The organism is Bradyrhizobium sp. YR681 (assembly GCF_000282615.1).
Lineage (GTDB): Bacteria > Pseudomonadota > Alphaproteobacteria > Rhizobiales > Xanthobacteraceae > Bradyrhizobium.
This window is the reverse complement of the sequence record NZ_AKIY01000228.1, coordinates 19,132-41,300: the sequence shown is the minus strand read 5'-3', so window position 1 is coordinate 41,300 and position 22,169 is coordinate 19,132. Positions and strand designations below refer to the sequence as shown.

Annotated in this window: 15 protein-coding genes; 8 read left to right on the top strand and 7 right to left on the bottom strand. The window is 64.7% G+C overall.

Features of this window, described 5'->3' with window-relative positions:
- Window positions 1-153: 153 nt before the first annotated feature.
- The gene (locus PMI42_RS24440; protein ID WP_008139036.1) at window positions 154-786 is read right to left on the bottom strand and encodes a LysE family translocator; all 633 of its coding nucleotides are present in this window, start codon (window positions 784-786) and stop codon (window positions 154-156) included.
- A gap of 237 nt (window positions 787-1,023) precedes the next feature.
- On the opposite strand from PMI42_RS24440, the gene PMI42_RS24435 reads away from it, so the two are divergent.
- Window positions 1,024-2,820 carry an adenylate/guanylate cyclase domain-containing protein gene (locus PMI42_RS24435; protein ID WP_008139035.1) on the top strand — a complete coding sequence of 599 codons (1,797 nt, stop codon included), beginning with the start codon at window positions 1,024-1,026 and terminating at the stop codon, window positions 2,818-2,820.
- Window positions 2,821-3,046: 226 nt separating this feature from the next.
- Window positions 3,047-5,809: a di-heme-cytochrome C peroxidase gene (locus tag PMI42_RS24430; protein WP_008139033.1), complete on the top strand. Its 2,763-nt coding sequence runs from the start codon at window positions 3,047-3,049 to the stop codon at window positions 5,807-5,809.
- 175 nt (window positions 5,810-5,984) lie between these two features.
- Here PMI42_RS24430 and PMI42_RS24425 read toward each other — a convergent pair whose 3' ends face one another.
- Entirely contained in the window at window positions 5,985-6,932 is a 948-nt protein-coding gene (locus PMI42_RS24425) for an alpha/beta fold hydrolase (RefSeq protein ID WP_008139032.1), read from the bottom strand.
- A gap of 207 nt (window positions 6,933-7,139) precedes the next feature.
- On the opposite strand from PMI42_RS24425, the gene PMI42_RS24420 reads away from it, so the two are divergent.
- Both PMI42_RS24420 and PMI42_RS24415 read left to right on the top strand, forming a co-directional pair.
- A complete protein-coding gene (locus tag PMI42_RS24420) occupies window positions 7,140-7,610 on the top strand; it encodes an Hsp20 family protein (protein ID WP_008139030.1) in 471 nt (156 codons plus the stop codon).
- 306 nt (window positions 7,611-7,916) lie between these two features.
- The gene (locus tag PMI42_RS24415) at window positions 7,917-8,687 is read left to right on the top strand and encodes an alpha/beta fold hydrolase (protein WP_008139029.1); all 771 of its coding nucleotides are present in this window, start codon (window positions 7,917-7,919) and stop codon (window positions 8,685-8,687) included.
- Between the two features lie 64 nt (window positions 8,688-8,751).
- Here PMI42_RS24415 and PMI42_RS24410 read toward each other — a convergent pair whose 3' ends face one another.
- A complete protein-coding gene (locus PMI42_RS24410; RefSeq protein WP_008139028.1) occupies window positions 8,752-9,513 on the bottom strand; it encodes a hypothetical protein in 762 nt (253 codons plus the stop codon).
- Window positions 9,514-10,004: 491 nt separating this feature from the next.
- Here PMI42_RS24410 and gltB point away from each other — a divergent pair, with 491 nt between their 5' ends.
- A complete protein-coding gene (gene gltB / locus PMI42_RS24405) occupies window positions 10,005-14,738 on the top strand; it encodes a glutamate synthase large subunit (RefSeq protein WP_008139026.1) in 4,734 nt (1,577 codons plus the stop codon).
- 156 nt (window positions 14,739-14,894) lie between these two features.
- On the top strand, window positions 14,895-16,346 hold the full coding sequence (locus tag PMI42_RS24400; RefSeq protein WP_008139023.1) for a glutamate synthase subunit beta: 1,452 nt from the start codon (window positions 14,895-14,897) through the stop codon (window positions 16,344-16,346).
- 72 nt (window positions 16,347-16,418) lie between these two features.
- Here PMI42_RS24400 and PMI42_RS24395 read toward each other — a convergent pair whose 3' ends face one another.
- Both PMI42_RS24395 and PMI42_RS24390 read right to left on the bottom strand, forming a co-directional pair.
- Entirely contained in the window at window positions 16,419-17,279 is an 861-nt protein-coding gene (locus PMI42_RS24395; protein ID WP_035966490.1) for a hypothetical protein, read from the bottom strand.
- A 181-nt stretch (window positions 17,280-17,460) separates the two neighbouring features.
- Window positions 17,461-19,242, bottom strand: a complete 1,782-nt coding sequence (locus PMI42_RS24390) for an outer membrane beta-barrel protein (RefSeq protein ID WP_008139022.1) — start codon at window positions 19,240-19,242, stop codon at window positions 17,461-17,463.
- 207 nt (window positions 19,243-19,449) lie between these two features.
- Here PMI42_RS24390 and PMI42_RS24385 point away from each other — a divergent pair, with 207 nt between their 5' ends.
- Window positions 19,450-20,460, top strand: a complete 1,011-nt coding sequence (locus tag PMI42_RS24385) for a KpsF/GutQ family sugar-phosphate isomerase (RefSeq protein ID WP_008139021.1) — start codon at window positions 19,450-19,452, stop codon at window positions 20,458-20,460.
- Window positions 20,461-20,586: 126 nt separating this feature from the next.
- Here PMI42_RS24385 and PMI42_RS24380 read toward each other — a convergent pair whose 3' ends face one another.
- On the bottom strand, window positions 20,587-21,144 hold the full coding sequence (locus tag PMI42_RS24380; RefSeq protein ID WP_008139019.1) for a carboxymuconolactone decarboxylase family protein: 558 nt from the start codon (window positions 21,142-21,144) through the stop codon (window positions 20,587-20,589).
- 71 nt (window positions 21,145-21,215) lie between these two features.
- Between PMI42_RS24380 and PMI42_RS24375 the strand changes: the two genes are divergently transcribed.
- Window positions 21,216-21,542, top strand: a complete 327-nt coding sequence (locus tag PMI42_RS24375) for a winged helix-turn-helix transcriptional regulator (protein WP_008139017.1) — start codon at window positions 21,216-21,218, stop codon at window positions 21,540-21,542.
- A 175-nt stretch (window positions 21,543-21,717) separates the two neighbouring features.
- Here the strand turns inward: PMI42_RS24375 and PMI42_RS24370 are convergent, their stop codons facing one another.
- Complete coding sequence (locus PMI42_RS24370) at window positions 21,718-22,161, bottom strand: NfeD family protein (protein ID WP_008139015.1); 444 nt, start codon at window positions 22,159-22,161, stop codon at window positions 21,718-21,720.
- Window positions 22,162-22,169: the final 8 nt, after the last annotated feature.

The window sequence follows — 22,169 nt, the reverse complement described above, 5'->3', positions numbered from 1 at the left end:
CTCGCGGATTGCGCGAAGCGCAAACCGCGGGGCGTAATCCACCAACTTCGTTCCGCAAGCGAGGAGACATGGTGGATTACGCCAGCGGACTACGCTTCGCGTAGCCGCGGGCTAATCCACCCTACGCGGCGTCATGTCATTCGTTCGAATGATCTAACGCGTCTCCAGCATGGCGACGCGGATGCCGAGATAGATGAAGAGGCCGCCGAGCGCGCGGTTGACCCAGGCGATCGCGCCCTCCGAGCGCCGCAGCCGGTGCGCGGCCTTGGCCGCGAACGCCGCCAGCACCAGGCACCACAGCGTCCCCGTAAAGATGAAGATCAGGCCGAGCGTCAGGAAGGCGAGCGGCTTGTGGCTCGCATCGGCTGCGACGAATTGCGGCAGGAACGCCAGGAAGAACAGCGCGACCTTGGGATTGAGTGCGTTGGTGAAGACGCCCTGGAGGAAAACCCGCCGCAGCGAGCTGCGCACCGGCTCGTCGATGTTCGCCGCCAGCGCCGGGCGCGACCACAGCATCTGAAGTCCGGTCACCACGAGATAGGCCGCGCCGACCAGCTTCAGGATCGAGAAGGCGGTGGACGAGGCCATCAGCAGGGCTGAAAGACCGATCGCGGCGCCCGCGACGTGGAAAAAGCAGCCGCAACTGATGCCAAATGCCGCGGCCGCGCCGCCGCGCCAGCCCATCTGCATGCTGCGGCCGATCACATAGACCGAATCCGGCCCCGGCGTGATGTTGAGCAGCACGCCCGACAGGATGAAGAGCCAGATTTCGTGAATACACAGCATGTGTGAGGCGCCCCGCCGCGACCGTCGGTCTCAAGGGGCTGGGCTTAGTCGGTTCGCTCGTCCTCGTCCACTGCCGGGACTGCGTGGGATTTACCTCGAATTTGCAATGCGGATGATACTTTCGCTCCGCATCATCTGCTCTATAAAGGCAGGGTTCTTGAAATGCGGGATTCGAGGCGACTGCCATGCCATGGCCGGTCCTCGGTCTCTTGCCAGGTCTCTTGGAGCTCCGAGGATATGGAAAGACGTCTGGCCGCCATCGTCTGCGCCGATGTCGCCGGCTATTCGCGCATGATGGGCAACGACGAGGCCGGCACCCATGCCGCCTTCAAGGCCCATCGCAGCGCGATCCATCCCATCATCCTCAATCACGGCGGCCGTGTCGTGAAGAACACCGGCGACGGCTTCCTGCTGGAGTTCCCCTCGATCGTCGGCGCCACCGAGGCCGCGATCGCGATGCAGACCTTGATGGCGGAGCGCAACCACCATCTGCCCGCCGACCGCGCCATGCAATTCCGGCTCGGCATCCATATGGGCGACGTCATCGCTGACGAGGACGAGGTGTTCGGTGACGATGTCAACATTGCCGTCCGACTCGAATCGGTGGCGAGCCCCGGCGGCTTCGCCATCTCGGCCAAGGCCTATCGCGAGGCGAACAAGCATCTCACCGTGCCGCTCACCGACGCCGGCAACCATCGCTTCAAGAACATCAAGGATGCGGTCGGGGTCTGGACCTGGACGCCCGAGGGCGCGCCGGCGCTCGCCCCGGAACTGCGGGAGGCGTCCAGCCTCTCGCAGCAGTACCGCACCGCGATCGTCGGCGTGCTGCCCTTTGCCAATCTCAGCGACGCCCAGGACGAATATTTCTCCGACGGCCTGACCGAGGATCTGATCCACGCGCTGTCGCTGCAATCCTTCTATCGCGTGCTGAGCCGCAACTCGACCTTCGCCTTCAAGGGCAACAATGTGAGTACGCGCCTGATCGCGCGCGAGATCGACGCGACTTACCTGATCCAGGGGTCGGTGCGGCGGGCCGGTGCAAAAATCCGCGTCACCGCCGAGCTGATCGCACCTGAGACCGGCGAGCAGCTCTGGACCGGGCGCTACGACCGCGACATCGGCGACCTGTTCGCGATGCAGGACGAGATCACCACCAATCTGTCCGCCGCCATCGCCACCGAGATCGTCCGGGCCGAGGCCTCGGCGCCGGCGCGGCTCTCGACCGACGTGACCGCCTGGGACCGCTTCCTCAAGGGGCTGTCGCATTACTACCGGCAGACCAAGGAGGATCTGGCGGTCGCCGTCGACCTGTTCCGGGAGGCCATCAGGCTCGACCCCAAACTGTCGATCGCGCACGCCTATCTCGCCACGATCCAGATCCAGAGCATCCAGTTCGGCTGGGTCAAGGGCACGCGGGAGATGTGGGCCGAGGCGATGAACCTCGCCGAGACCAGCGTCCGGCTCGACCCCCGCTCCTCCTTCGCGTTCTCGATCCTGTCCTGGGCCCACGCGATGGAAGGGCATTACGAGGCCGCGATGGACGCCGCCAAGCGTGCGGTCGCGCTCAACCCCTACGACATGGGCGCGCGCGGCGTGCAAGGCATCTGCCATTTCGTCGTCGGCGAGCACCGCGAGGCGATCGAGCTATTCTCGATGGCCGCGCAGCGCGACAACAGCGACCCGCGCTACCAATGGGCGGCACTGAACGCCTTCAGCCATTATCTGCTGAGGCAGTACGACGCGACGCTGTCTTGGGCCCGCGAGCAGCTTTACGTCAACCCGCATCACCTGCAGGCGCTGGCGATCCGCGCCGCGGCGCTGGCGCAACTCGGGCGGAACGACGAGGCGGCCGAAGCCGCCGGGGTGCTCATGGGCAATTATCCGACCCTGAACGTCGACCGCCATTTGCGCAATTTCCACTGGAAGCGGCCCGAGAACCTCGCCCATTACCGCGAAGGCCTGCTGAAGGCCGGCGTGCCGCTGGGCAAGCTGACCCTGATCCAGAGCGACCTCAAACGCGCCGCCGAATCCTGAAAGGCCGGCCGCAGCCCGGTTGGTGGCCCGCTTCCAGGTCCGCTTCTCGATCCGCTTCCCGATCTTCTTGCCAACCTCGCGCCTGCTCTTGTTGACACGACAGTGAATTCGGCCACACTTCGTCACACGCTGAAGTAGTATAGTGTGCTGTCGGTTTGTTAGGACTTTCCGCGCTTGATCGGCGCGTCTGCTTTTTACGATTCGCTGTTTTCAGGAATTCTGGGCCATGCATGACCCCGCTTCGAAGCCGCCCTTCGACCCCTCGATCCAGGTCTCGCCGAACAATCCCTGTCCATTCCTGCGCGGCCTCGTCGGCGAAGGTTTCGTCGACGGCGGGACCGTCCCGCTCAACACGCTGTCGCAGACCATCGCCAATGCAAGCGGCGAGACCGGGCTGAAAAAGACCTCGGCCCGCATCCAGGTTCGCAGCGTCGCCCTCATCGCCAACGGCTTCGGCCACATCCTGAAGAGCATCTGGTCCGGCGCGCAACTGGACGCGCTGCGCGGCGGCCCGCTGGACAAGCTGGGTGCCGGCTCGCGCATCCTCGGCGTCGACGGCAAGGTCAACGAGGACGAGATCGCGCGGCTCGCGAGCTTCGGCCGGACCTACACCGATCGGGACACCGGCATCAGCGAACCCGGCCTCAACGCCGCCGAAATCAAGACCTTCATGGCCGACAATCTCAAGCGGGCCGGCAGTGCTGCGCGCTGGTACTACCCGCTGCTGATGAAGTTCGAATGGCCGGTCCTGCTGAAGATCATGGGCAAGGAAGACAAGAACAACGCGGCGGACCGATATCTTGGCATCGCCGACGTGCGCACGCTGTTCAACGAGCGCAGCTTCCCCGACCGCATCAACCGGCGGATCGTATCGCAGCCGCTGCTGTCATCCTGCGCGCTAAGGTTTCGCTGGGCTCTCGGGATCGTGGCGTTCCTGTTCGCCGCCGCCCTCGTCGCTCTCGTCGCGGTCGCCGAATTCCCCAACCAGGTGCGCGCCATGCTGCCGCAGAAGGGAATTCTCGCGCAGCTCTTGCCGCCTCCCCTGCCCACCGTCCCGGAGACGACGGCGGCCTTCTGGCTCGATCAAAACTGGTCGCTGAAGGACCGGCACTGGTTCCATCATTCCAGCCAGGGCACCGCGACCTTTCCGGTGCCCTATGACTGGTTCGTGGCGCTGGAGCAGCCGCGCCTGCATCTGTTCTCGCGACCGGGCATGATGAAGGACAGCACCTATCTCGAGCGCTTCGGCTTCATCCCGAGCCCGCAATCGATCCAGACCGACACGACGACGCTGCGCCGTTTTGGTTACGCCAATGCCTACGAGACGACGCAGCCGTCGGACTGGTCGACGAAGTGGACGCCGGCGGAGAACGTCGACGGCCTTCCGGTCGGCTTCGCACGGATGACCGGCGTGACAGATCCCGCGACCGGCCGCCGCGAAGAGGACAGGATCGGACTGACCTGCGCGGCCTGTCACACCGGGCAGATCCACTACAAGGGCATCGACGTCCGCTTCGACGGCGGCCCGGCGATGACCGACCTGAAGAAGCTCGAGCTCTCGACCGGCCTGTCGATCGCCTACACGCTGTACGTCCCGTTCCGCTTCCAGCGCTTCGCCGATCGCGTGCTCGGCCCCGAAGCCAGCAAGGCGGACCGCGACGCGCTCAAGCAGAAGCTCGGCGCAATCGGCAAGTTCCTGGTCGACTGGCAGAAGAAGTACGACGATACGATCAAGCACAAGGAGACCTGGGACAAGAGGGTGCAGACCGACACCGAGGAAGGGTACGGCCGCCTCGACGCCCTCAACCGCATCGGCAACCAGGTGTTCTCGCAGGATTTCGCCCTGAGCGGGGTCAAGGGCTTCGAGAAGAACCTGCATGCCCAGGACGCGCCGGTCAGCTACCCCGCGATCTGGACCGTGCCGTGGTTCAAATTCGCCCAGTACGACGCCTCGATCGAGCAGCCGCTGATCCGCAATGCCGGCGAGGCCCTCGGCGTGACGGCGCTGCTCAACCTGTCGGACGCCTATCCGGAAGATCGGCTGTTCCGGTCCTCGGTTCATATCAACACGCTCGGCTGGATCGAGGACATGCTTAGAGGTCCCGATCCGTTCAAGGCGGCCAAGCCGGAGTTCGGCGGCCTGTTGTCGCCGAAATGGCCGTCGCAGATTCTCGGCGACGCGTGGCGGATTGATCAGAAGAAGGTCGACAACGGCCGCAAGATCTACACCGAGATGTGCTCCGGATGTCATCTGCCGGCCGTCAACACCGACGCCTTCTGGTCATCGGGGCATTGGGAGCCGAGCGGCGACAGCAAGGTGCTGAATGCGGTGACGATCCCCACCGACGAGATCAAGACGGACCCGGAACAGTCCCTGGTGCTGGGCAACAGGACGGTCGATGTGCCCGGCTTCCTGAAAGTGAATACGGGCGACCTGAAGGACTGGTGGCAATGCGACACGTCGACCGCGAGCTCGCCGACCGAGATGTCCTATGCGCTCGGCCTGATGACGGTGGTCGACCTCGTCGCCCGCAAATGGATGGACGACGAGAAGATTCCGGACGCCGAGCGGGCGAAACTGTGGAATATGGCGCGCAAGAATTGCCCCAATACGGCGAAGGGGCCGCGCTATCGCGCGCGGCCGCTGAACGGCATCTGGGCCACCGCGCCCTACCTGCACAACGGTTCGGTGCCATCGCTCTACTGGTTGCTGAAGCCGCAGAACGAGCGTCCGCAAAAATTCTGCATGGGCCGCCGCGACTATGATCCCGTGACGGTCGGCTTTGCGGTCACCGACGAACGCTGCAAGACCGGCGAAACCCGGTTCTCCATGACCGGATCGGACGGCCAGCCGATCCAGGGCAACAGCGTGCTCGGCCATTCCTTCGAGCGCAAGGAAGGCGAACCGAGACGCCCCGGCGTCATCGGCCGCGAGTTCAAGAACGACGACGAGCGCTACGATCTGATCGAGTATTTGAAGACGCTGTAGGTCGCTCTGTCCCCGCGCGCTCCACGCCTCATCCCGAGGAGCCCGCAAAGCGGGCGTCTCGAAGGATGGCCGCGGGCGAGAGCCGGGCCTTCATGGATCGAGACGCGCGTTCCACGCTCCTCACCATGAGGGTTTTGCGACGAACGGGGCGAGGGAGCGCACCGTCACTGCCGCCTCATTTGAACAGCGGCGTGCCCGGCACGAAGGCGTCGAAGGCGGCCCAGAACTGGGAGCGGTAACGGTCCTGCTCCTGGAGGATCTCGTGCTTGGCCCCCGCAATCACAAGATGGGAGCCCGCACGCAAATGATAGGCGAACTCCTCGATCGCCGCGGTCGAGACCACGGTGTCGTTGGAGGCCGCCAGCATCAGGATCGGCTGGCGGATCTCCGAGGGGTAGTGCACGCCCTTGAAGGTGTTCATCGCGCGAAAGGCGCTATCGGCCCAGGCCACCGTCGGTGACGCCAGCCCCAGCGTCGGATCCTCCTCCAGGATCGCGGCATTGCGGGCATAGCGCACGGGATCGCTGGTCAGGGGATTGTTGATGAAGGGATTGAGCCCGGTGATGAGGTCGCTGCCGCCGGGGACATAGCGGCCGCCCATCCCGAGCAGGCGCATGGTCTTGAGAAGCGCCCGCGCCGGCAACGAGGTGGTGCGGCCGGGCAGGTCGATCATCGGCGCCGACAGCACCATGCGGTCGAACCAGCGCTTGCCGGCATGCGCGAGGCGCAGCATCACCGTGCCGCCCATGGAGTGGGCGAGCGCGAAGAAGGGCGGCGGGCAATCCGGCAGCACCACCTGCTGCACGAAGGTCTCGACGTCGATCTCGAAATCGGCGAAGTCGCGCACATAGCCCTTGCGCGGATCGCGCAGGCGCCGCGAGGAATGGCCCTGCCCGCGCCAGTCGATCATCGCCACCGCAAAGCCGCGGTCGCGCAAATCGCGCACGGTCTCGAAATATTTCTCGATCTGCTCGCTGCGCCCGGTGAAGACGCAGACCGTGCCCTTGCGGTTCGCCGGCGGCGCCCAGCGCGCATAGCGCAGCTCGACGCCGTCGGGCGTCTTGATGGTGCCGCTGACGACGTCTTCGGGAACGGGATTGGACGGAATCGAGACCAGCGTCATTGGGCGCGAAATGCTGCGAATCAAGGGAGGGAGCGCCGAAAAGGCGCAATTGTCCGCCCTCTTGAACGCCGTTCCCCTGAACCCATATCATCATGGTGCAGGCCGCTACCAGTGTTTCGGAACCGGAACATCAGGCTGCACACAGAGATGAGCCCGGCCCGATTGGCGGGCGGGTTTGCCAACAGTCGCTCAATGGAGGACTTGACCATGCGTACCTACGACCTGACCCCCTTCTATCGTTCCACCGTCGGCTTCGACCGCCTCTTCAACCTGCTCGATCAGGCCGGTTCGGACGGCAGCCCCGGTTATCCCCCCTACAACATCGAGCGTACCGGCGAGAATGCCTACCGCATCACCGTTGCGGTCTCGGGCTTTGCCAAGGACGAGCTCTCCATCGTCGCGAAGGAAAACACGCTGACGATCAAGGGCGAGAAAGTCGCCAATGAGAACTCGAAAGCCGAAGTGCTCTACCGCGGCATCGCCGCGCGTGCCTTCGAGCGCGCCTTCCAGCTTGCCGACTTCGTGCAGGTCAAGGACGCCTCGCTCGAGAACGGGCTGCTTCACGTCGAGCTCGTCCGCGAGATTCCCGAGGCGAAGAAGCCACGCCAGATCGCGATCAACGCCGGTGCGCAGGGCGCGCAGGTGATCGAGAACTCGGCCGCGCAAGCCGCCGCGTAAATCACGCACGCCACTTCCAGGTTTGAGAAAACGCCCCGGTGCCCCGGGGCGTTTTTTTGTTTGGCGTTCCTCGTCCCGGCGCGACCAGTCAATCGTGCGCGGAAGAAATACGGAACGACGGAGATGCCCTACGCTCCCCGAGGTGATGGTTTCAGCCTTCGCCAGACGTCACCGGTTGCCGAACCGCCTTGCTGGACTGTTGCACCGCATCACAGAGCGGTGAAGCGGCGTAACACCGCCGCCCCGCGCCTCGTCATTTGAAACGTCAACATGAGGCATCCAACCAAAACAAGACGGAGAACGATCATGACTTTCTGGCGCAGCCTTTTCGTCGCCGCGAGCCTGCTGGCGGCCCCCCTCGGCCTTGCTCACGCGCAGACACCGCAGACAGTGAAGGCCAAGAACGTCGTGCTGGTGCACGGCGCCTGGGCCGATGGCTCGAGCTGGTCCGAGGTGATCCCGATCCTCCAGGCCGCAGGGTTGCATGTCACGGCCGTGCAGAATCCGCTGTCGTCGCTTGCCGACTCCGTCGAAGCCACCAAGCGCGCGCTGGCCGAGCAGGACGGTCCGACCGTGCTGGTCGCGCATTCCTGGGGCGGCACCGTGATCAGCCAGGTCGGCACCGACCCGAAGGTCACCGGCCTCGTCTATGTCGCCGCACGCGCGCCCGATGCCAACGAGGATTTCGTCGCGCTGTCGAAACAGTTTCCGACCGGCCCGGTGCGCGCCGGCATCGTCGAGCGCGACGGCTACACCAGGCTCTCGGAAGACGCTTTCCTGAAGTATTTCGCCAATGGCGTAAAGCCCGAGCAGGCCAGGGAGCTCTACGCCGTGCAATGGCCGACGGCCGCCTCGATCTTCGCCGGCCGCACCACGGAAGCTGCGTGGCACTCCAAGCCGAGCTGGTACGCGGTGTCGAAGAACGACTACACGATCAATCCCGACCTCGAGCGTTTCCTCGCCAAGCGCATGAACGCGACCACGATCGAGCTCGACGCCGGCCACCTCTCGCTGGTGTCGCATCCGAAGGAGGTTGCGAACCTGATCCTGGAAGCGGCGGGGTATGGACGAAGCTGAGGCATAACCGCCGCCATGCAAAAGCGCCCGAGATTCTCGGGCGCTTTTTTGTTGCGACCGCGGGCTAATCCAAACCCTGCGCCGCCGGCATGTCCTGTGTCGGCAGGATCGTCGCTGACGGCTTGGCCTGGCCGACGGTTGCCGCAGCGGCTTGCGGCGCGGCTTCAACGGGCCTGGCCTGCACGGCGGCGGTCTGCTGCGCGGGCTGAGCCTGCGGCGCCTGAGCCTGCTGCGGCGCAGGCTCGGCCGGCTTTGCCGCCGCGACCGGAGCCTCGCCGCGCGGAGGAGCGGCCCTGGGCAGCGGCACGGTGCGGCTGGCGACATGCGGGATCGAAGCCGGCGGGCGCGGCGGGCCACCGCGGACCACGGTCGGCGGCGGCAGCGCGCTTTGCGGCCCGTAGGGCGCGACCGCACGCTCCTCATGAGCGGGCGCCATGCCGTAGGCATCGGCGATCGGCATGAAGCGGATGATCCTACCGTCGCGGGCATCGATCACCAGCCGGCCGTCGTCGCCGCGGCGGTCGATCACCGCGATGGTGTAGACGCTGCCGCGCAGGCGCGGGATGCCGAGCGGCGAGAAACCATTTTCCCGCAGCACCGCATAGACCTCGGTGGCCGGGAGCAGCGCCGGGGCCGGACCGCGTTCCTCATAGCCATAGCCGTAGCCATAGCGCGGTGGCGGAGGCGGCGCGGCGTCCGGCGGCGCATAGGGGCCGTCGAAGTCCGACACCGCAATCATGCCCCCTCGCGCGGGAACCTGCGCTTGAGCGGCAGTCGCGGCCAACGCCAGCACGGCGGCGGCCACACATCCTGTGAAAAACTTCATGGTCGAGACGCTCCTGTCAGGCCCCCGAATACCGCGCGCTCTTTCGCTTCTCTTGGCGTGGCGCACGTTCCGAAGGGGCGATCCGAAGCTTCATTGGGGATTTCGGCGTCCGAAGGGCCGGATCAGGGCGCGTTTGCTTCAAAACCGGGGCCGCGCAACTTTCGGAAAGCGATTGATTGACAGATCGGGAATCGGGACTTTCGCGCGCTTGTGTGATAGACAAAAATTTGGCAAGGTGATTGTTAGGACAGGAAGACTGTCTCAATTTTGCCTGCGATTTCGGCACGGGGATTGCAGCGCAACTTGGTGTTTTCGAGCACCAAGGAGGCAACAGGCAAAGCCGTTCTCGGGGACGTAGAACGCCTAGCCTGACTTTAAGAAAATGCGGCTCGCAGCGGACGAGCGGTGACCCAGAGGCGGGTGCCGCGGAACGCCCAAGGTGCGCCGAAGATAGCGGTGAGGCAGCTTGCCGCATGGAGAGGACAGGAACCATGAACGGGTCGCAATTCGAGCGCGCAAACATCGTGGCAGAAGAACTGTCGGCGACGGTCGCCTCGAAAACGACCGATCCGATTCAGGAACACAATTCGCGTCCGCCAGCCGAAGGCCTGTACGATCCGAGCCTGGAAAAGGATTCCTGCGGCGTCGGCTTCATCGCCAACATCAAGGGCAAGAAGTCGCACGAGATCGTCTCGGACGCGCTCAGCATCCTCTGCAATCTCGAGCATCGCGGCGCCGTCGGCGCCGACCCGCGCGCCGGTGACGGCGCCGGCATTCTGGTGCAGATCCCGCACGCCTTCTTCAGCCGCAAGGCCAAGGAAAACGGCTTCGCATTGCCGGCGCCCGGTGAATACGCCATCGGCGCGCTGTTCATGCCGCGCGACACCGCCTGGCGCAACGTCATCAAGAGCATCATCGCCGACCAGATCAAGGAAGAGGGCCTGACCCTGCTCGGCTGGCGCGACGTGCCGACCGACAATTCCTCGCTCGGCGTCACCGTGAAGCCGACCGAGCCCGCCTGCATGCAGGTGTTCATCGGCCGCAACGGCACCGCCAAGACCGAGGACGATTTCGAGCGCCGGCTCTACATCCTGCGCAAGTCGATCTCGCAGGCGATCTATCAGCGCCGCGACCGCGGGCTCGCGGGCTATTACCCCTGCTCGATGTCCTGCCGCACCGTGATCTACAAGGGCATGTTCCTCGCCGACCAGCTCGGCAAGTACTATCCCGATCTGCATGAGGCGGACTTCGAGAGCGCGCTGGCGCTGGTGCATCAGCGCTTCTCGACCAACACCTTCCCGGCATGGTCGCTGGCGCATCCCTACCGCATGATCGCGCATAACGGCGAGATCAACACGCTGCGCGGCAACGTCAACTGGATGGCGGCGCGCCAGGCCTCGGTCAGCTCCGAGCTCTACGGCAAGGACATCAACCGGCTCTGGCCGATCTCCTATGAGGGACAGTCGGACACCGCCTGCTTCGACAACGCGCTCGAATTCCTGGTGCAGGGCGGATATTCCCTTCCCCATGCAGTGATGATGATGATTCCGGAGGCGTGGGCCGGCAATCCCCTGATGGACGAGAAGCGCCGCGCCTTTTACGAATACCATGCCGCACTGATGGAGCCGTGGGACGGCCCCGCCGCGATCGCGTTCACCGACGGCCGCCAGATCGGCGCCACGCTCGACCGCAACGGCTTGCGGCCGGCGCGCTATCTCGTGACCAAGGACGACCGCATCGTGATGGCGTCCGAGATGGGCGTGCTGACGATCCCCGAGGACCAGATCATCACCAAGTGGCGCTTGCAGCCCGGCAAGATGCTGCTGGTCGACCTCGAACAGGGCCGCCTCATTCCCGACGACGAGATCAAGGCCGAGCTCGCCAAGAGCCATCCTTACAAGGAGTGGCTGGAGCGGACCCAGATCGTGCTGGAAGAGCTGCCGAAGGTGCCGACGACGGGCGTGCGCTCGAACCTGTCGCTGCTCGATCGCCAGCAGGCGTTCGGCTACAGCCAGGAGGACGTCACCATCCTGATGACGCCGATGGCGGCCACGGGCGAGGAAGCCGCGGGCTCGATGGGCAACGACACGCCGATCTCGGCGCTGTCGGACAAGGCCAAGCCGCTGTTCACCTACTTCAAGCAGAACTTCGCGCAGGTCACCAACCCGCCGATCGATCCAATCCGCGAGGAGCTGGTGATGAGCCTCGTCTCGATCATCGGGCCGCGGCCGAACCTGTTCGACCTGCAGGGCCTTGCCACCACCAAGCGCCTCGAAGCGCGCCAGCCGATCCTGACCGACGCGGACCTCGAAAAGATCCGCTCGATCTCCGACGTGGCCGACACCCATTTCAGGTCGCGCACGCTGGACACGACCTTCCACGCCGGCCTCGGTGCGGCCGGCATGGACCAGGTGCTCGACGAGCTCTGCGCGCGTGCTGAAAGCGCCGTGCGCGAGGGCGTCAACATCATCATTCTGTCCGACCGCATGGTCGGCACCGACCGCGTGCCGATCCCGTCGCTGCTGGCTTGCGCCTCAGTGCATCATCATCTGATCCGCACCGGCCTGCGCACCTCGGTCGGCCTCGTCGTCGAATCCGGCGAGCCGCGCGAAGTGCATCACTTCGCCTGCCTTGCCGGCTATGGCGCCGAAGCGATCAATCCCTACCTCGCGTTCGAGACCATCATCGCGATGAAGGACCGCCTGCCCGGCTCGCTCGACGACTACGAGATCGTCAAGCGCTACATCAAGTCGATCGGCAAGGGCCTGCTCAAGGTGATGTCCAAGATGGGCATCTCGACCTACCAGTCCTATTGCGGCGCGCAGATCTTCGACGCGGTCGGCCTCAAGGCGGATTTCGTCGGAAAGTTCTTCGCCGGCACGCATACCCGCGTCGAAGGCGTCGGCCTTGCCGAGATCGCGGAAGAAGCGGTGCGCCGCCATGCCGACGCGTTCGGCGAGGCGCTGGTCTACAAGACCTCGCTCGACGTCGGCGGCGAATATGCCTATCGCAGCCGCGGCGAGGACCACGCCTGGACCGCCGAGTCGGTCGGGCTGCTGCAACATGCCGCCCGCGGCAATTCGCTGGAGCGCTATCGCGCCTTCGCGAAGATCCTCAACGAGCAGTCGGAGCGGCTTCTGACGCTGCGCGGCCTGTTCCGGATCAAGAGCGCGGACGAAGAGAAGCGCAAGCCCGTGCCGCTCGACCAGGTCGAGCCGGCCAAGGACATCGTCAAGCGTTTCGCCACCGGCGCGATGAGCTTCGGCTCGATCTCGCGCGAGGCGCACACCACGCTCGCGATCGCCATGAACCGGATCGGCGGCAAGTCGAACACCGGCGAAGGCGGCGAGGAAGCCGACCGCTTCAAGCCGCTGCCGAACGGCGACAGCATGCGCTCGGCGATCAAGCAGGTCGCCTCGGGCCGCTTCGGCGTCACCACGGAGTATCTCGTCAACTCCGACATGATGCAGATCAAGATGGCGCAGGGTGCCAAGCCCGGCGAAGGCGGCCAGCTGCCCGGCCACAAGGTCGACGCGACCATCGCCAAGGTGCGTCACTCGACCCCGGGTGTCGGCCTGATCTCGCCGCCGCCGCACCACGACATCTACTCGATCGAGGATCTGGCGCAGCTCATCTACGACCTCAAGAACGTCAACCCGGCGGGCGACGTCTCGGTCAAGCTCGTCTCCGAAATCGGCGTCGGCACGGTCGCCGCTGGCGTCGCCAAGGCGCGGGCCGACCATGTCACCATCGCGGGCTTCGAGGGCGGCACCGGCGCTTCGCCCCTGACCTCGATCAAGCACGCCGGCTCGCCGTGGGAGATCGGCCTTGCCGAAACCCACCAGACGCTGGTGCGCGAGCGGCTGCGCAGCCGCATCGTGGTCCAGGTCGACGGCGGCTTCCGCACCGGGCGTGACGTCGTGATCGGTGCGCTGCTCGGGGCCGACGAGTTCGGCTTCGCCACCGCTCCCTTGATTGCGGCCGGCTGCATCATGATGCGCAAGTGCCATCTGAACACCTGCCCGGTCGGCGTCGCCACACAGGATCCGGTCCTGCGCAAGCGCTTCACCGGCCAGCCCGAGCACGTGATCAACTACTTCTTCTTCGTCGCGGAGGAAGTCCGCGAGATCATGGCCTCGCTCGGCTTCCGCACCTTCAACGAGATGATCGGCCAGGTGCAGCTGCTCGACCAGACCAAGTTGGTTGCGCACTGGAAGGCCAAGGGCCTCGACTTCTCCAAGCTGTTCGTCAAGCAGAAGGAAGAGAAGGGCCAGAAGATCTATCATTCCGAGCGCCAGAACCATCATCTGGAGGCGGTGCTCGATCGCACGCTGATCGAGAAGGCGCAGCCTGCGCTCGACCGCGGCGCGCCGGTGAAGATCGAAGCCACGATCAACAGCACCAACCGCTCCGCCGGCGCGATGCTGTCGGGCGCGGTCGCCAAGATCTACGGCCATGCCGGTCTGCCGCAGGACACCATCCAGGTCAGCCTGAAGGGCACCGCGGGCCAGGCCTTCGGCGCGTGGCTCGCCAATGGCGTCACCTTCGAGCTCGAAGGCGAAGGCAACGACTATGTCGGCAAGGGCCTCTCGGGCGGCAAGATCATCGTCAAGCCGCCGAAGAACTCCGCGATCGTGCCGGAAGAGAGCATCATCGTCGGCAACACCGTGATGTACGGCGCCATCCAGGGCGAGTGCTACTTCCGCGGCATCGCCGGCGAACGTTTTGCCGTGCGCAATTCGGGCGCCGTCGCGGTGGTCGAGGGCGCGGGCGATCATTGCTGCGAATACATGACCGGCGGCATCGTGGTCGTGCTCGGCAAGACCGGGCGCAATTTCGCGGCCGGCATGTCGGGCGGCATTGCCTACGTGCTCGATGAGGCCGGCGACTTCGACAAGCTGTGCAACATGGCGATGGTCGAGCTCGAGCCGGTGCTGTCGGAAGAGCTGATCAACGCCGGCACCTATCATCACTCCGGTGACCTCGAGGCGCATGGTCGGGTCGACGTGTTCAAGGACCTGCTCGACTCCGACGTGGAGCGCCTCCACGTCCTGATCACACGCCACGCGAAAGCCACCGGCTCCAAGCGCGCCGCCGACATCCTTGCCAACTGGAAGGACTGGCTGCCCAAATTCCGCAAGGTGATGCCGGTCGAGTACCGGCGCGCGCTGCGCGAAATGGCCGCCAACGCGGACGCCGAGCCGAAAATCGCGATCGGGGCGTAAATAAAAGAGCCTCATGGTGAGGAGGCGCGAAGCGCCGTCTCGAACCATGAGACCACCAGCCGGGCCTTCATCCTTCGAGACGCGCGTTCCGCGCTCCTCAGGATGAGGGTCTAGCTAGAGAGAAAACGAATTTAAGCGGCAGGGACTTCGGGTTTAATGGGCAAGATCACGGGTTTTCTGGAAATCGAACGGCACGACCGCAAGTACACCCCGGTCGCCGAGCGCGTAAAGCATTACAACGAGTTCGTCGTTCCCTTGACCGAGAAGGAAACGCGCGACCAGGCCGCGCGCTGCATGAATTGCGGCATTCCCTATTGCCACGGCACCGGCTCGGTCTCGCCGGGCACGCCCGGCTGCCCGGTCAACAACCAGATCCCCGATTTCAACGACCTCGTCTATCAGGGCAATTGGGAAGAGGCCGCGCGCAACCTGCACTCGACCAACAATTTCCCTGAGTTCACCGGCCGCATCTGTCCGGCGCCGTGCGAAGCATCATGCACGCTCAACATCGACGACAACCCGGTCACCATCAAGACCATCGAATGCGCGATCGTCGATCGCGCCTGGGACAATGGCTGGCTGAAGCCGGAGGTCGCCTCCGTCAAGACCGGCAAGAAGGTCGCGGTGATCGGCGCGGGCCCGGCCGGCATGGCCTGCGCGCAGCAGCTCGCGCGCGCCGGCCACGACGTGCATGTGTTCGAGAAGTACGCCAAGGCCGGCGGCCTGCTGCGTTACGGCATCCCCGACTTCAAGATGGAGAAGGGTGTCATCGACCGCCGCATCACCCAGATGGAAGGCGAAGGCGTCACCTTCCACTACAACAGCCACGTCGGCGCGGACGGCAATGTCGATCCGCGCGAGATGCTCAACGAATACGACGCCGTGGCGCTGACCGGCGGCGCCGAGGCCCCGCGCGACCTGCCGATCCCCGGCCGCGACCTCGCCGGCATCCACTACGCCATGGACTTCCTGCCGCAGCAGAACCGCCGCGTCTCCGAGGAGCCGCTGGGCGGCATCACCGAAATTTTGGCCGGCGGCAAGCACGTCGTCGTCATCGGCGGCGGCGACACCGGAAGCGACTGCATCGGCACCTCGCTGCGCCAGGGCGCGCTCTCCGTGACCCAGCTCGAGATCATGCCGGCTCCCCCCGAGCACGAGAACAAGGGCCTGACCTGGCCCAACTGGCCGCTGAAGATGCGGACGTCCTCGAGCCAGGCCGAAGGCGCGATCCGCGAATTCGCCGTGCTGACCCAGAAGTTTTCCGGCGAGAACGGCCAGGTCAAGAAGCTGCACTGCGTCCGCGTCGACGACAAGTTCAAGCCGATCGCCGGCACCGAGTTCGATCTCGACGCCGAACTCGTCCTGCTCGCGATGGGTTTCGTGCACCCCGTGCACGAGGGTCTCTTGAAGCTGCTCTCGGTCGAACTCGACCCGCGCGGCAACGTCAAGGCCAACACGCTGGACTACCAGACCTCGCGCCCGAACGTGTTCACGGCAGGCGACATGCGCCGTGGGCAGTCGCTGGTGGTGTGGGCGATCCGCGAGGGCCGGCTGTGCGCGCGGTCGATCGATACGTTTTTGATGGGGAAGACGGATCTGCCGCGGTAGATTGTCCGTCGCCTCGCTGGTCAACAGCCAATGAAGCCGGCAGTTGGCGGGTTCGCCAGCTATCTGAGTACTCTATTCATGACTTTTGCCTGAAGGCAGAATTGACGCTATCGTCGCTCCCGCGGTAGCCGAAATAACGCTCGCGATGCCCCAATCTTTAGACGTGAGGAGCGGGACAGCGTCGCCCCACAACGTGGCAAGGCCGATTATCTTGTCTCGCGATTTGGCGATAGTCTTCCCACTTGGCAACCTGACTCGCTGCGCCAACGCAGTGCTTTGCGTACGACTGCCACTACTGACTTTTTTTACAAAGGTCTGGAGCGCATCAATCGCCCTGACATATTTGCCCGTCAGAACCGACGAGCGGGTCTGAAGGTTTTGGATGATTTGCGTCTCAAAATCTTTCACTCTTTGTATAATGATCGCAACTGAGCCTTGGTTCAAACCCGCTTCTAGTAGTTGCCTTCTTTCCACATCATAGAATAAGCGCATAATTTCTTGGTATTCTTCACGAGACGCTAGCTCACGAAACAACTCTTTGTCGGGCGACCGAAATTCCCTCGCCTGATCGCGCCGCAAAATTTCAGTCTTCTTTTGCTCACGGATATAGAACAGGCCAGGATTAAATTGAGTGGCGATCTGTTCTTGTATCCCCTTCGAATCCTCTTCTGTAATGCCAACGCTCTCCATAAAGGACGCGTCAAGTAGCGGAATGTGAAGTGCGCTCTTATTTTGAGTAAGTACCCATATTGCGTTCTGGATCTCAGTTGCCTTCAGATGTCTGAACAAGTACGCGCACAATTCGTGGAGTTGTGCTTGATCAGACCGCTTGATCAAGAACTCATCACCTTGTCCTAGACGTCGCTCCCAGTCCAAATCCAAGTCAAATAGACGATTGAAAGCGTCCGCAATGTCTCTGGGTTCGTCAGCCAAAAATGCAGCCCCGATGCAAAGTGGATGCGCGCTTTAATATTGAGGCCCGCGGAATCAGAATCCCACGAAACTAGCTATGGGATCAAGCACATTCAACCTTAGGATACGGCCTTTACATAAACACGCCTCTAAAGTGCTGTTTCAACTACATGCAGCCAAACACACCAGCTCGCCAACCGCACTAATTCTGCAGCCTCACCCCCAACATCACCACAGTCCCCTGCGAACTTGACCCCGCCTGGTTCGAATCCAGGATGTCATGCCGCAGCGTGCCCTTGATCCAGATGTTGCGGTTGAGCTTGTAGATCAGATTGCCTTCGAGCGAGTAGGTTTTGTCGTTGCGGCCCTGGTTCTGGTAGTCGTAGGTGCCGTAGGTGAACTTGCCGACGGCGGTGAGCCAGCGGCGGAAGTCGTGATCGACCTCGACGCCGTAGGTGTGCACCAGCACGCCGGACGAGCCGGGCACGGTGGTCTCGGCGATCTGCGTATCTGTGGCAAGCTTCACCGTGGTGAGGCCGCTCGCGTTCCAGATCAGCGAGCCCGCGGTGAGGAAGCCCGAGAGCTGGCTGAGGCGCGGGTCGGTATAGCTGCGCGCGGAATAGCCGACCGAGACCTCGCCGGTGAGTATGCGCGAGAACTCGAAGGACGAACCGACCTTGGCGTAGCCGCCGTTGGAATCGCGGAAATAACCGTTGCGGTCGGCGGCCTGGTCGTGGATTCGGGTGTCGCCCTGGATCTCGACGAACGGCTTCAGCCCGGGCTTCAGCTCGTAGGAGAAGCGGCCGACGCCGCCATACTGGTTGAAGTCGCGATCAGCGTTCGTGAAGGTCGAGCCGTCGGTGAGTTTTGAATCCGTGTAGGCAGTGCGATCGATGGTGGCGCCGGCGGCGACCTGGAATCGGTTGAAGGTCTGGTCGAAGCCGACCGTGGTGCCGTAGGTGGCGTAGACAGGATATTTCTGCAGGCCGGCCTGCACGTTCGGGCTGCCGGGATTGTCGGTGGCAAGCCGCAGACGCAGCTGCGAGGTCAGCTTGAGATCGCGGTCGACGTCGAGGCGGCCGTCGACATGGCCGGTGAAATCAGGGCGGTTGATCTCGACCGGCGAGGGCGAGGCAAAACCGTCGATCGTCGCTGGCATGTTGTTGGTGTAGCCCGAGAACGAGCCGCGCAGATCGGCGACCAGCGCGTGGCGCTCCCAGTCGGACTGCACGAGCAGGTCGGGCGCGACGACATAGACCGGCGAGCCAACCGGCTTGTTCAGGCGCGCCGGGTTGGTGTCGTAGCCGGTGGAGAGCTCGAGCCCGCCCTTGATCAGAAAGCTGCCGGCATAATCGCCGACCGCGCCGAACGCATCGTCATCGGCCTTGAGGCGGCGGCGCAGCGGCTGGCCCGGCACGTTGCCGGCCATCGCCGGGGCGACCGGCGTCTTGTGCGCGGTCTCCGACGGCGGCGGCGCGATGCGCGGCGGGCCGAGCGTCGTCACCGGCGTTGCCGGCGGCACCGGCGAGCCGGGGCCGACCGGGCGCTTCGGCTTGGGCTGGCCTGGATAGAGCTTTGGCTGCTGCCGCTTGCGGTTCAGCGAATCGTAGCCGGAGGCGCTGGCGCCATTGGCGGCCGGCAGGCCGTAGGTCGGGACCTGATTGGCGGGGGTTTGGCCGGTGCGGGAGGTTGCCGGCGCCGGCTGACGCCGGCGCGGATCGGCGTTGGGATCTGGCAGCGCCGGCAGTGCATCCGGGGGCGCCAGCGGCACGCCCGCCGTGCGACGCGTCGGCAGCGTGTCAGGCGAGGCAAAGCCACCACGGCTGGGATTGAACAGGTCGGGGGTGAGGCTTTGGGCGGCCGCCGGGGCGCTTCCGAGGGCCGTCAGCGCAAGGAACGGGACAAGGCACGGGACAAGACATGGCAAAGCCGCGCGCAGGAAATGCGCGCGTTTGCTCCGGCCCGTGCCTGGAGACGACCCCACGATGGAATAACTCCAACGAAATCAAACACTTTCGCGATTGCCCCCGCCGACTGGCGGGAACCATCGTTAATGGAGTTAAAACAATTATGGTTAATGACCCGTTGAGGACCGGAGGCGCTCTCGTCGCCTCGTCCGCCGGGGCGTGCTAAGCAGGCACCCCGACGGGCGAGCGCCCCTCTTCCGCCCTACCCTTTCTTGGACCTGACCATGCCGAGTTCGAAACCGCTGATGACCCCATCATCCAGCCCCACCCCTGACAGCGTCGAATCCGCGCTCCGCACGCTGGAGACGGAGAGCGGCGGCATCAACGCGCTCGCCGCCGCGCTGCGCGGCCCGCTGGGCGCGACCTTCGCCACGGCGGTCGATCTGATCCGCAACGCCAAGGGCCGCGTCATCGTCACCGGGCTCGGCAAATCGGGCCACATGGCACGCAAGATCGCGGCGACGCTGGCCTCGACCGGCACACCCGCTTTCTTCGTCCACACCGCCGAAGCCGCCCATGGCGACCTCGGCATGATCACGACTGACGACGTCATCATGGCGCTGTCCTGGTCCGGCGAGCAGCCGGAGATGAAGACCCTCGTGAATTATTCGGCGCGCTTTGCGATCCCGATGATCGCGGTGACATCGAACGCAGCGTCCTCGCTGGGCCAGGCTGCCGACATCGTGCTCGAGCTGCCGAAGGCACGCGAGGCCTGCCCGCACAATCTGGCGCCGACGACATCGACGATGATGCAGGTCGCGATCGGCGACGCCATCGCGATCGCGCTGCTCGAAGGCCGCGGCTTCACCGCGCTGGAGTTCGCGCATTTCCACCCCGGCGGCAAGCTGGGCGCGATGCTGAAATTCGTCCGCGACTACATGCGCACCGGCGCGGAGATCCCGCTCAAACCGCTCGGCACCAAGATGTCGGACGCGGTCATGGAGATGTCGGCGAAGGGACTTGGTTGCGTCTGCATCGTCGATGACGCCGGCGGCGTCGCAGGCATCATCACCGATGGCGATTTGCGCCGTCACATGCAGCGGCCGGACTTGCTCGCGGTGTCGGTCGACGACGTCATGACGAAGCAGCCGAAGACCGTTCCACCCTCGATGATGGCGACCGAGATGATCGAGGTGCTGAACACGCGGAAGATCACCACGCTTGTCGTGACCGAGGCGAACAAGGTGGTCGGCATCGTGCATCTGCACGATCTGCTGCGGGCGGGCGTGGCGTAAGGCGCGCTCTCCGTGTGAACCGCAGCTCTCTCCTCCGTCATTGCGAGCGAAGCGAAGCAATCCAGAATCCCTGCGCGGAAGCACTCTGGATTGCTTCGTCGCTTCGCTCCTCGCAATGACGGGCGGTTAGAGCGGTGCCGGAAACCGCGCCGCATTTTCCTCCAGCGGCAGTCGCAGCCCGTTCGCCAGATACGACACCGTGCGATAGAAGCCGCAGAGCAGCATGATCTCCAGAATTTGCGGCTCGTCGCAATGCGCCGAGAGCGCGGCGAACTCCGTGTCGGTGAACGTCGCGCTGGTGTGCAGCGCGTCGACGGCTGCGATCAGCGCCTGCTCGGCCGGCGACCAGCAGGCTGACGTCGCATCGCCTTCTACGGTGGCGCGGACCTCCGCCTCGGAAAGCTTCGCCGGTCCGGCAAAGACCGCGACATGCACGCCCCATTCATATTCGCATTTGTTCAGCGCACAGGTCCGGTCGATGACGATCTCGCGCTGGCGCAGGGAGAGTGGACCCGGATCAAGAAGCCCGCCGGCGCGGAACTTGTCCCAGGCGCGGGCGTGGCCCGCCATCACCCGGAACAGCAGCAGCGGCGGCGCGCCGCGCATGATGCGGTCGAATTGTTGCTGGATCTCCGGGGGATAAGGCGGGGTGAGCGGCGCCATGCGCGGTGAGGCCTGGGACATCGGCGGCTTCCGTTGCTACAATTATCGTAGCATGACGCTACACTATCCGTAGCGATGCGCAAGAGGCGATGATGGCAAAACAGGCCGGCTCCAACACACGCAGCGTCCGCGGCTCGCGCACCGGGCGGCCGATCATGGCGCTGCTCGACCTGCTCGGCCGACGCTGGGCCCTGCGGATTCTCTGGGAACTGCGCGACGCCCCCCTCACCTCCCGCGCATTGCGCACCGCCTGCGACGAGGCTTCGCCGACGGTGCTGCAGGCACGGCTGGACGATCTGCGCGAGGCAGGCTTCGTGGAGCTCGGTGAAGGTGGCGGCTATGGCCTGACGGCGCCGGGACGGGAACTGTGCGAGACGTTCATGCCGCTGCACCGGCTTGCGGAGAGGTGGAAGAAGTGAGCGAACCAGCGGCGACGCACTTCCTTCTCCCCTTGCGGGAGAAGGTGGCGCGAAGCGCCGGATGAGGGGTATGCCTCCTCAAACTCCTGGCAGTGTTGAGGAGAGAGACCCCTCACCCGTCTCGCTGCTTGCGCAGCGAGCCACCCTCTCCCGCAAGGGGAGAGGGCAAGAATCCTCACGCCGCCGCCACCGTCAGATTCGCACCGTCCACCTGCACGACCTTCACCCGCGTCCCGGCCGGCGTATCCGGACCCGCCACGCGCCAGACGGTGTCGCCGATGCGCATGGTGCCGTTGCCGTCGATGATCGGCTTTTCCAGTGTGAACTCGCGGCCGAGCAGCGCATCCGCGCGCTTGTTGAGGAAGGGGCTGGCACTCGCATCCACATTCGGCCGCGCAAGGCGGCGCCACACCGGCACGGCGGCGGCAGCGAAGATCGCGAACATCACGAGCTGGACTTGCCAGGATATCGCCACCGCGAACGAGATCAGGCCGACGAGCAATGCGGCGAGCCCGAGCCAGAACAAGAATACGCCGGGCGCCAGCACCTCCAGCGCCATCAGGACGAAGCCGAAGATCAGCCAGTTCCAGGTGCCGAGCGATACGAACATGTCGGTCATGACACGAC

What these genes read in the sequence shown, in the direction of transcription:
- PMI42_RS24400 (WP_008139023.1), top strand. Translation starts at nt 14,895, where the DNA reads ATGGGCAAGATCACGGGTTTTCTGGAAATCGAACGGCACGACCGCAAG.
- PMI42_RS24440 (WP_008139036.1), bottom strand. Translation starts at nt 786, where the DNA reads ATGCTGTGTATTCACGAAATCTGGCTCTTCATCCTGTCGGGCGTGCTG.
- PMI42_RS24380 (WP_008139019.1), bottom strand. Translation starts at nt 21,144, where the DNA reads ATGTCCCAGGCCTCACCGCGCATGGCGCCGCTCACCCCGCCTTATCCC.
- PMI42_RS24410 (WP_008139028.1), bottom strand. Translation starts at nt 9,513, where the DNA reads ATGAAGTTTTTCACAGGATGTGTGGCCGCCGCCGTGCTGGCGTTGGCC.
- PMI42_RS24430 (WP_008139033.1), top strand. Translation starts at nt 3,047, where the DNA reads ATGCATGACCCCGCTTCGAAGCCGCCCTTCGACCCCTCGATCCAGGTC.
- PMI42_RS24375 (WP_008139017.1), top strand. Translation starts at nt 21,216, where the DNA reads ATGGCAAAACAGGCCGGCTCCAACACACGCAGCGTCCGCGGCTCGCGC.
- PMI42_RS24415 (WP_008139029.1), top strand. Translation starts at nt 7,917, where the DNA reads ATGACTTTCTGGCGCAGCCTTTTCGTCGCCGCGAGCCTGCTGGCGGCC.
- gltB (WP_008139026.1), top strand. Translation starts at nt 10,005, where the DNA reads ATGAACGGGTCGCAATTCGAGCGCGCAAACATCGTGGCAGAAGAACTG.
- PMI42_RS24370 (WP_008139015.1), bottom strand. Translation starts at nt 22,161, where the DNA reads ATGACCGACATGTTCGTATCGCTCGGCACCTGGAACTGGCTGATCTTC.
- PMI42_RS24435 (WP_008139035.1), top strand. Translation starts at nt 1,024, where the DNA reads ATGGAAAGACGTCTGGCCGCCATCGTCTGCGCCGATGTCGCCGGCTAT.
- PMI42_RS24385 (WP_008139021.1), top strand. Translation starts at nt 19,450, where the DNA reads ATGCCGAGTTCGAAACCGCTGATGACCCCATCATCCAGCCCCACCCCT.
- PMI42_RS24420 (WP_008139030.1), top strand. Translation starts at nt 7,140, where the DNA reads ATGCGTACCTACGACCTGACCCCCTTCTATCGTTCCACCGTCGGCTTC.
- PMI42_RS24425 (WP_008139032.1), bottom strand. Translation starts at nt 6,932, where the DNA reads ATGACGCTGGTCTCGATTCCGTCCAATCCCGTTCCCGAAGACGTCGTC.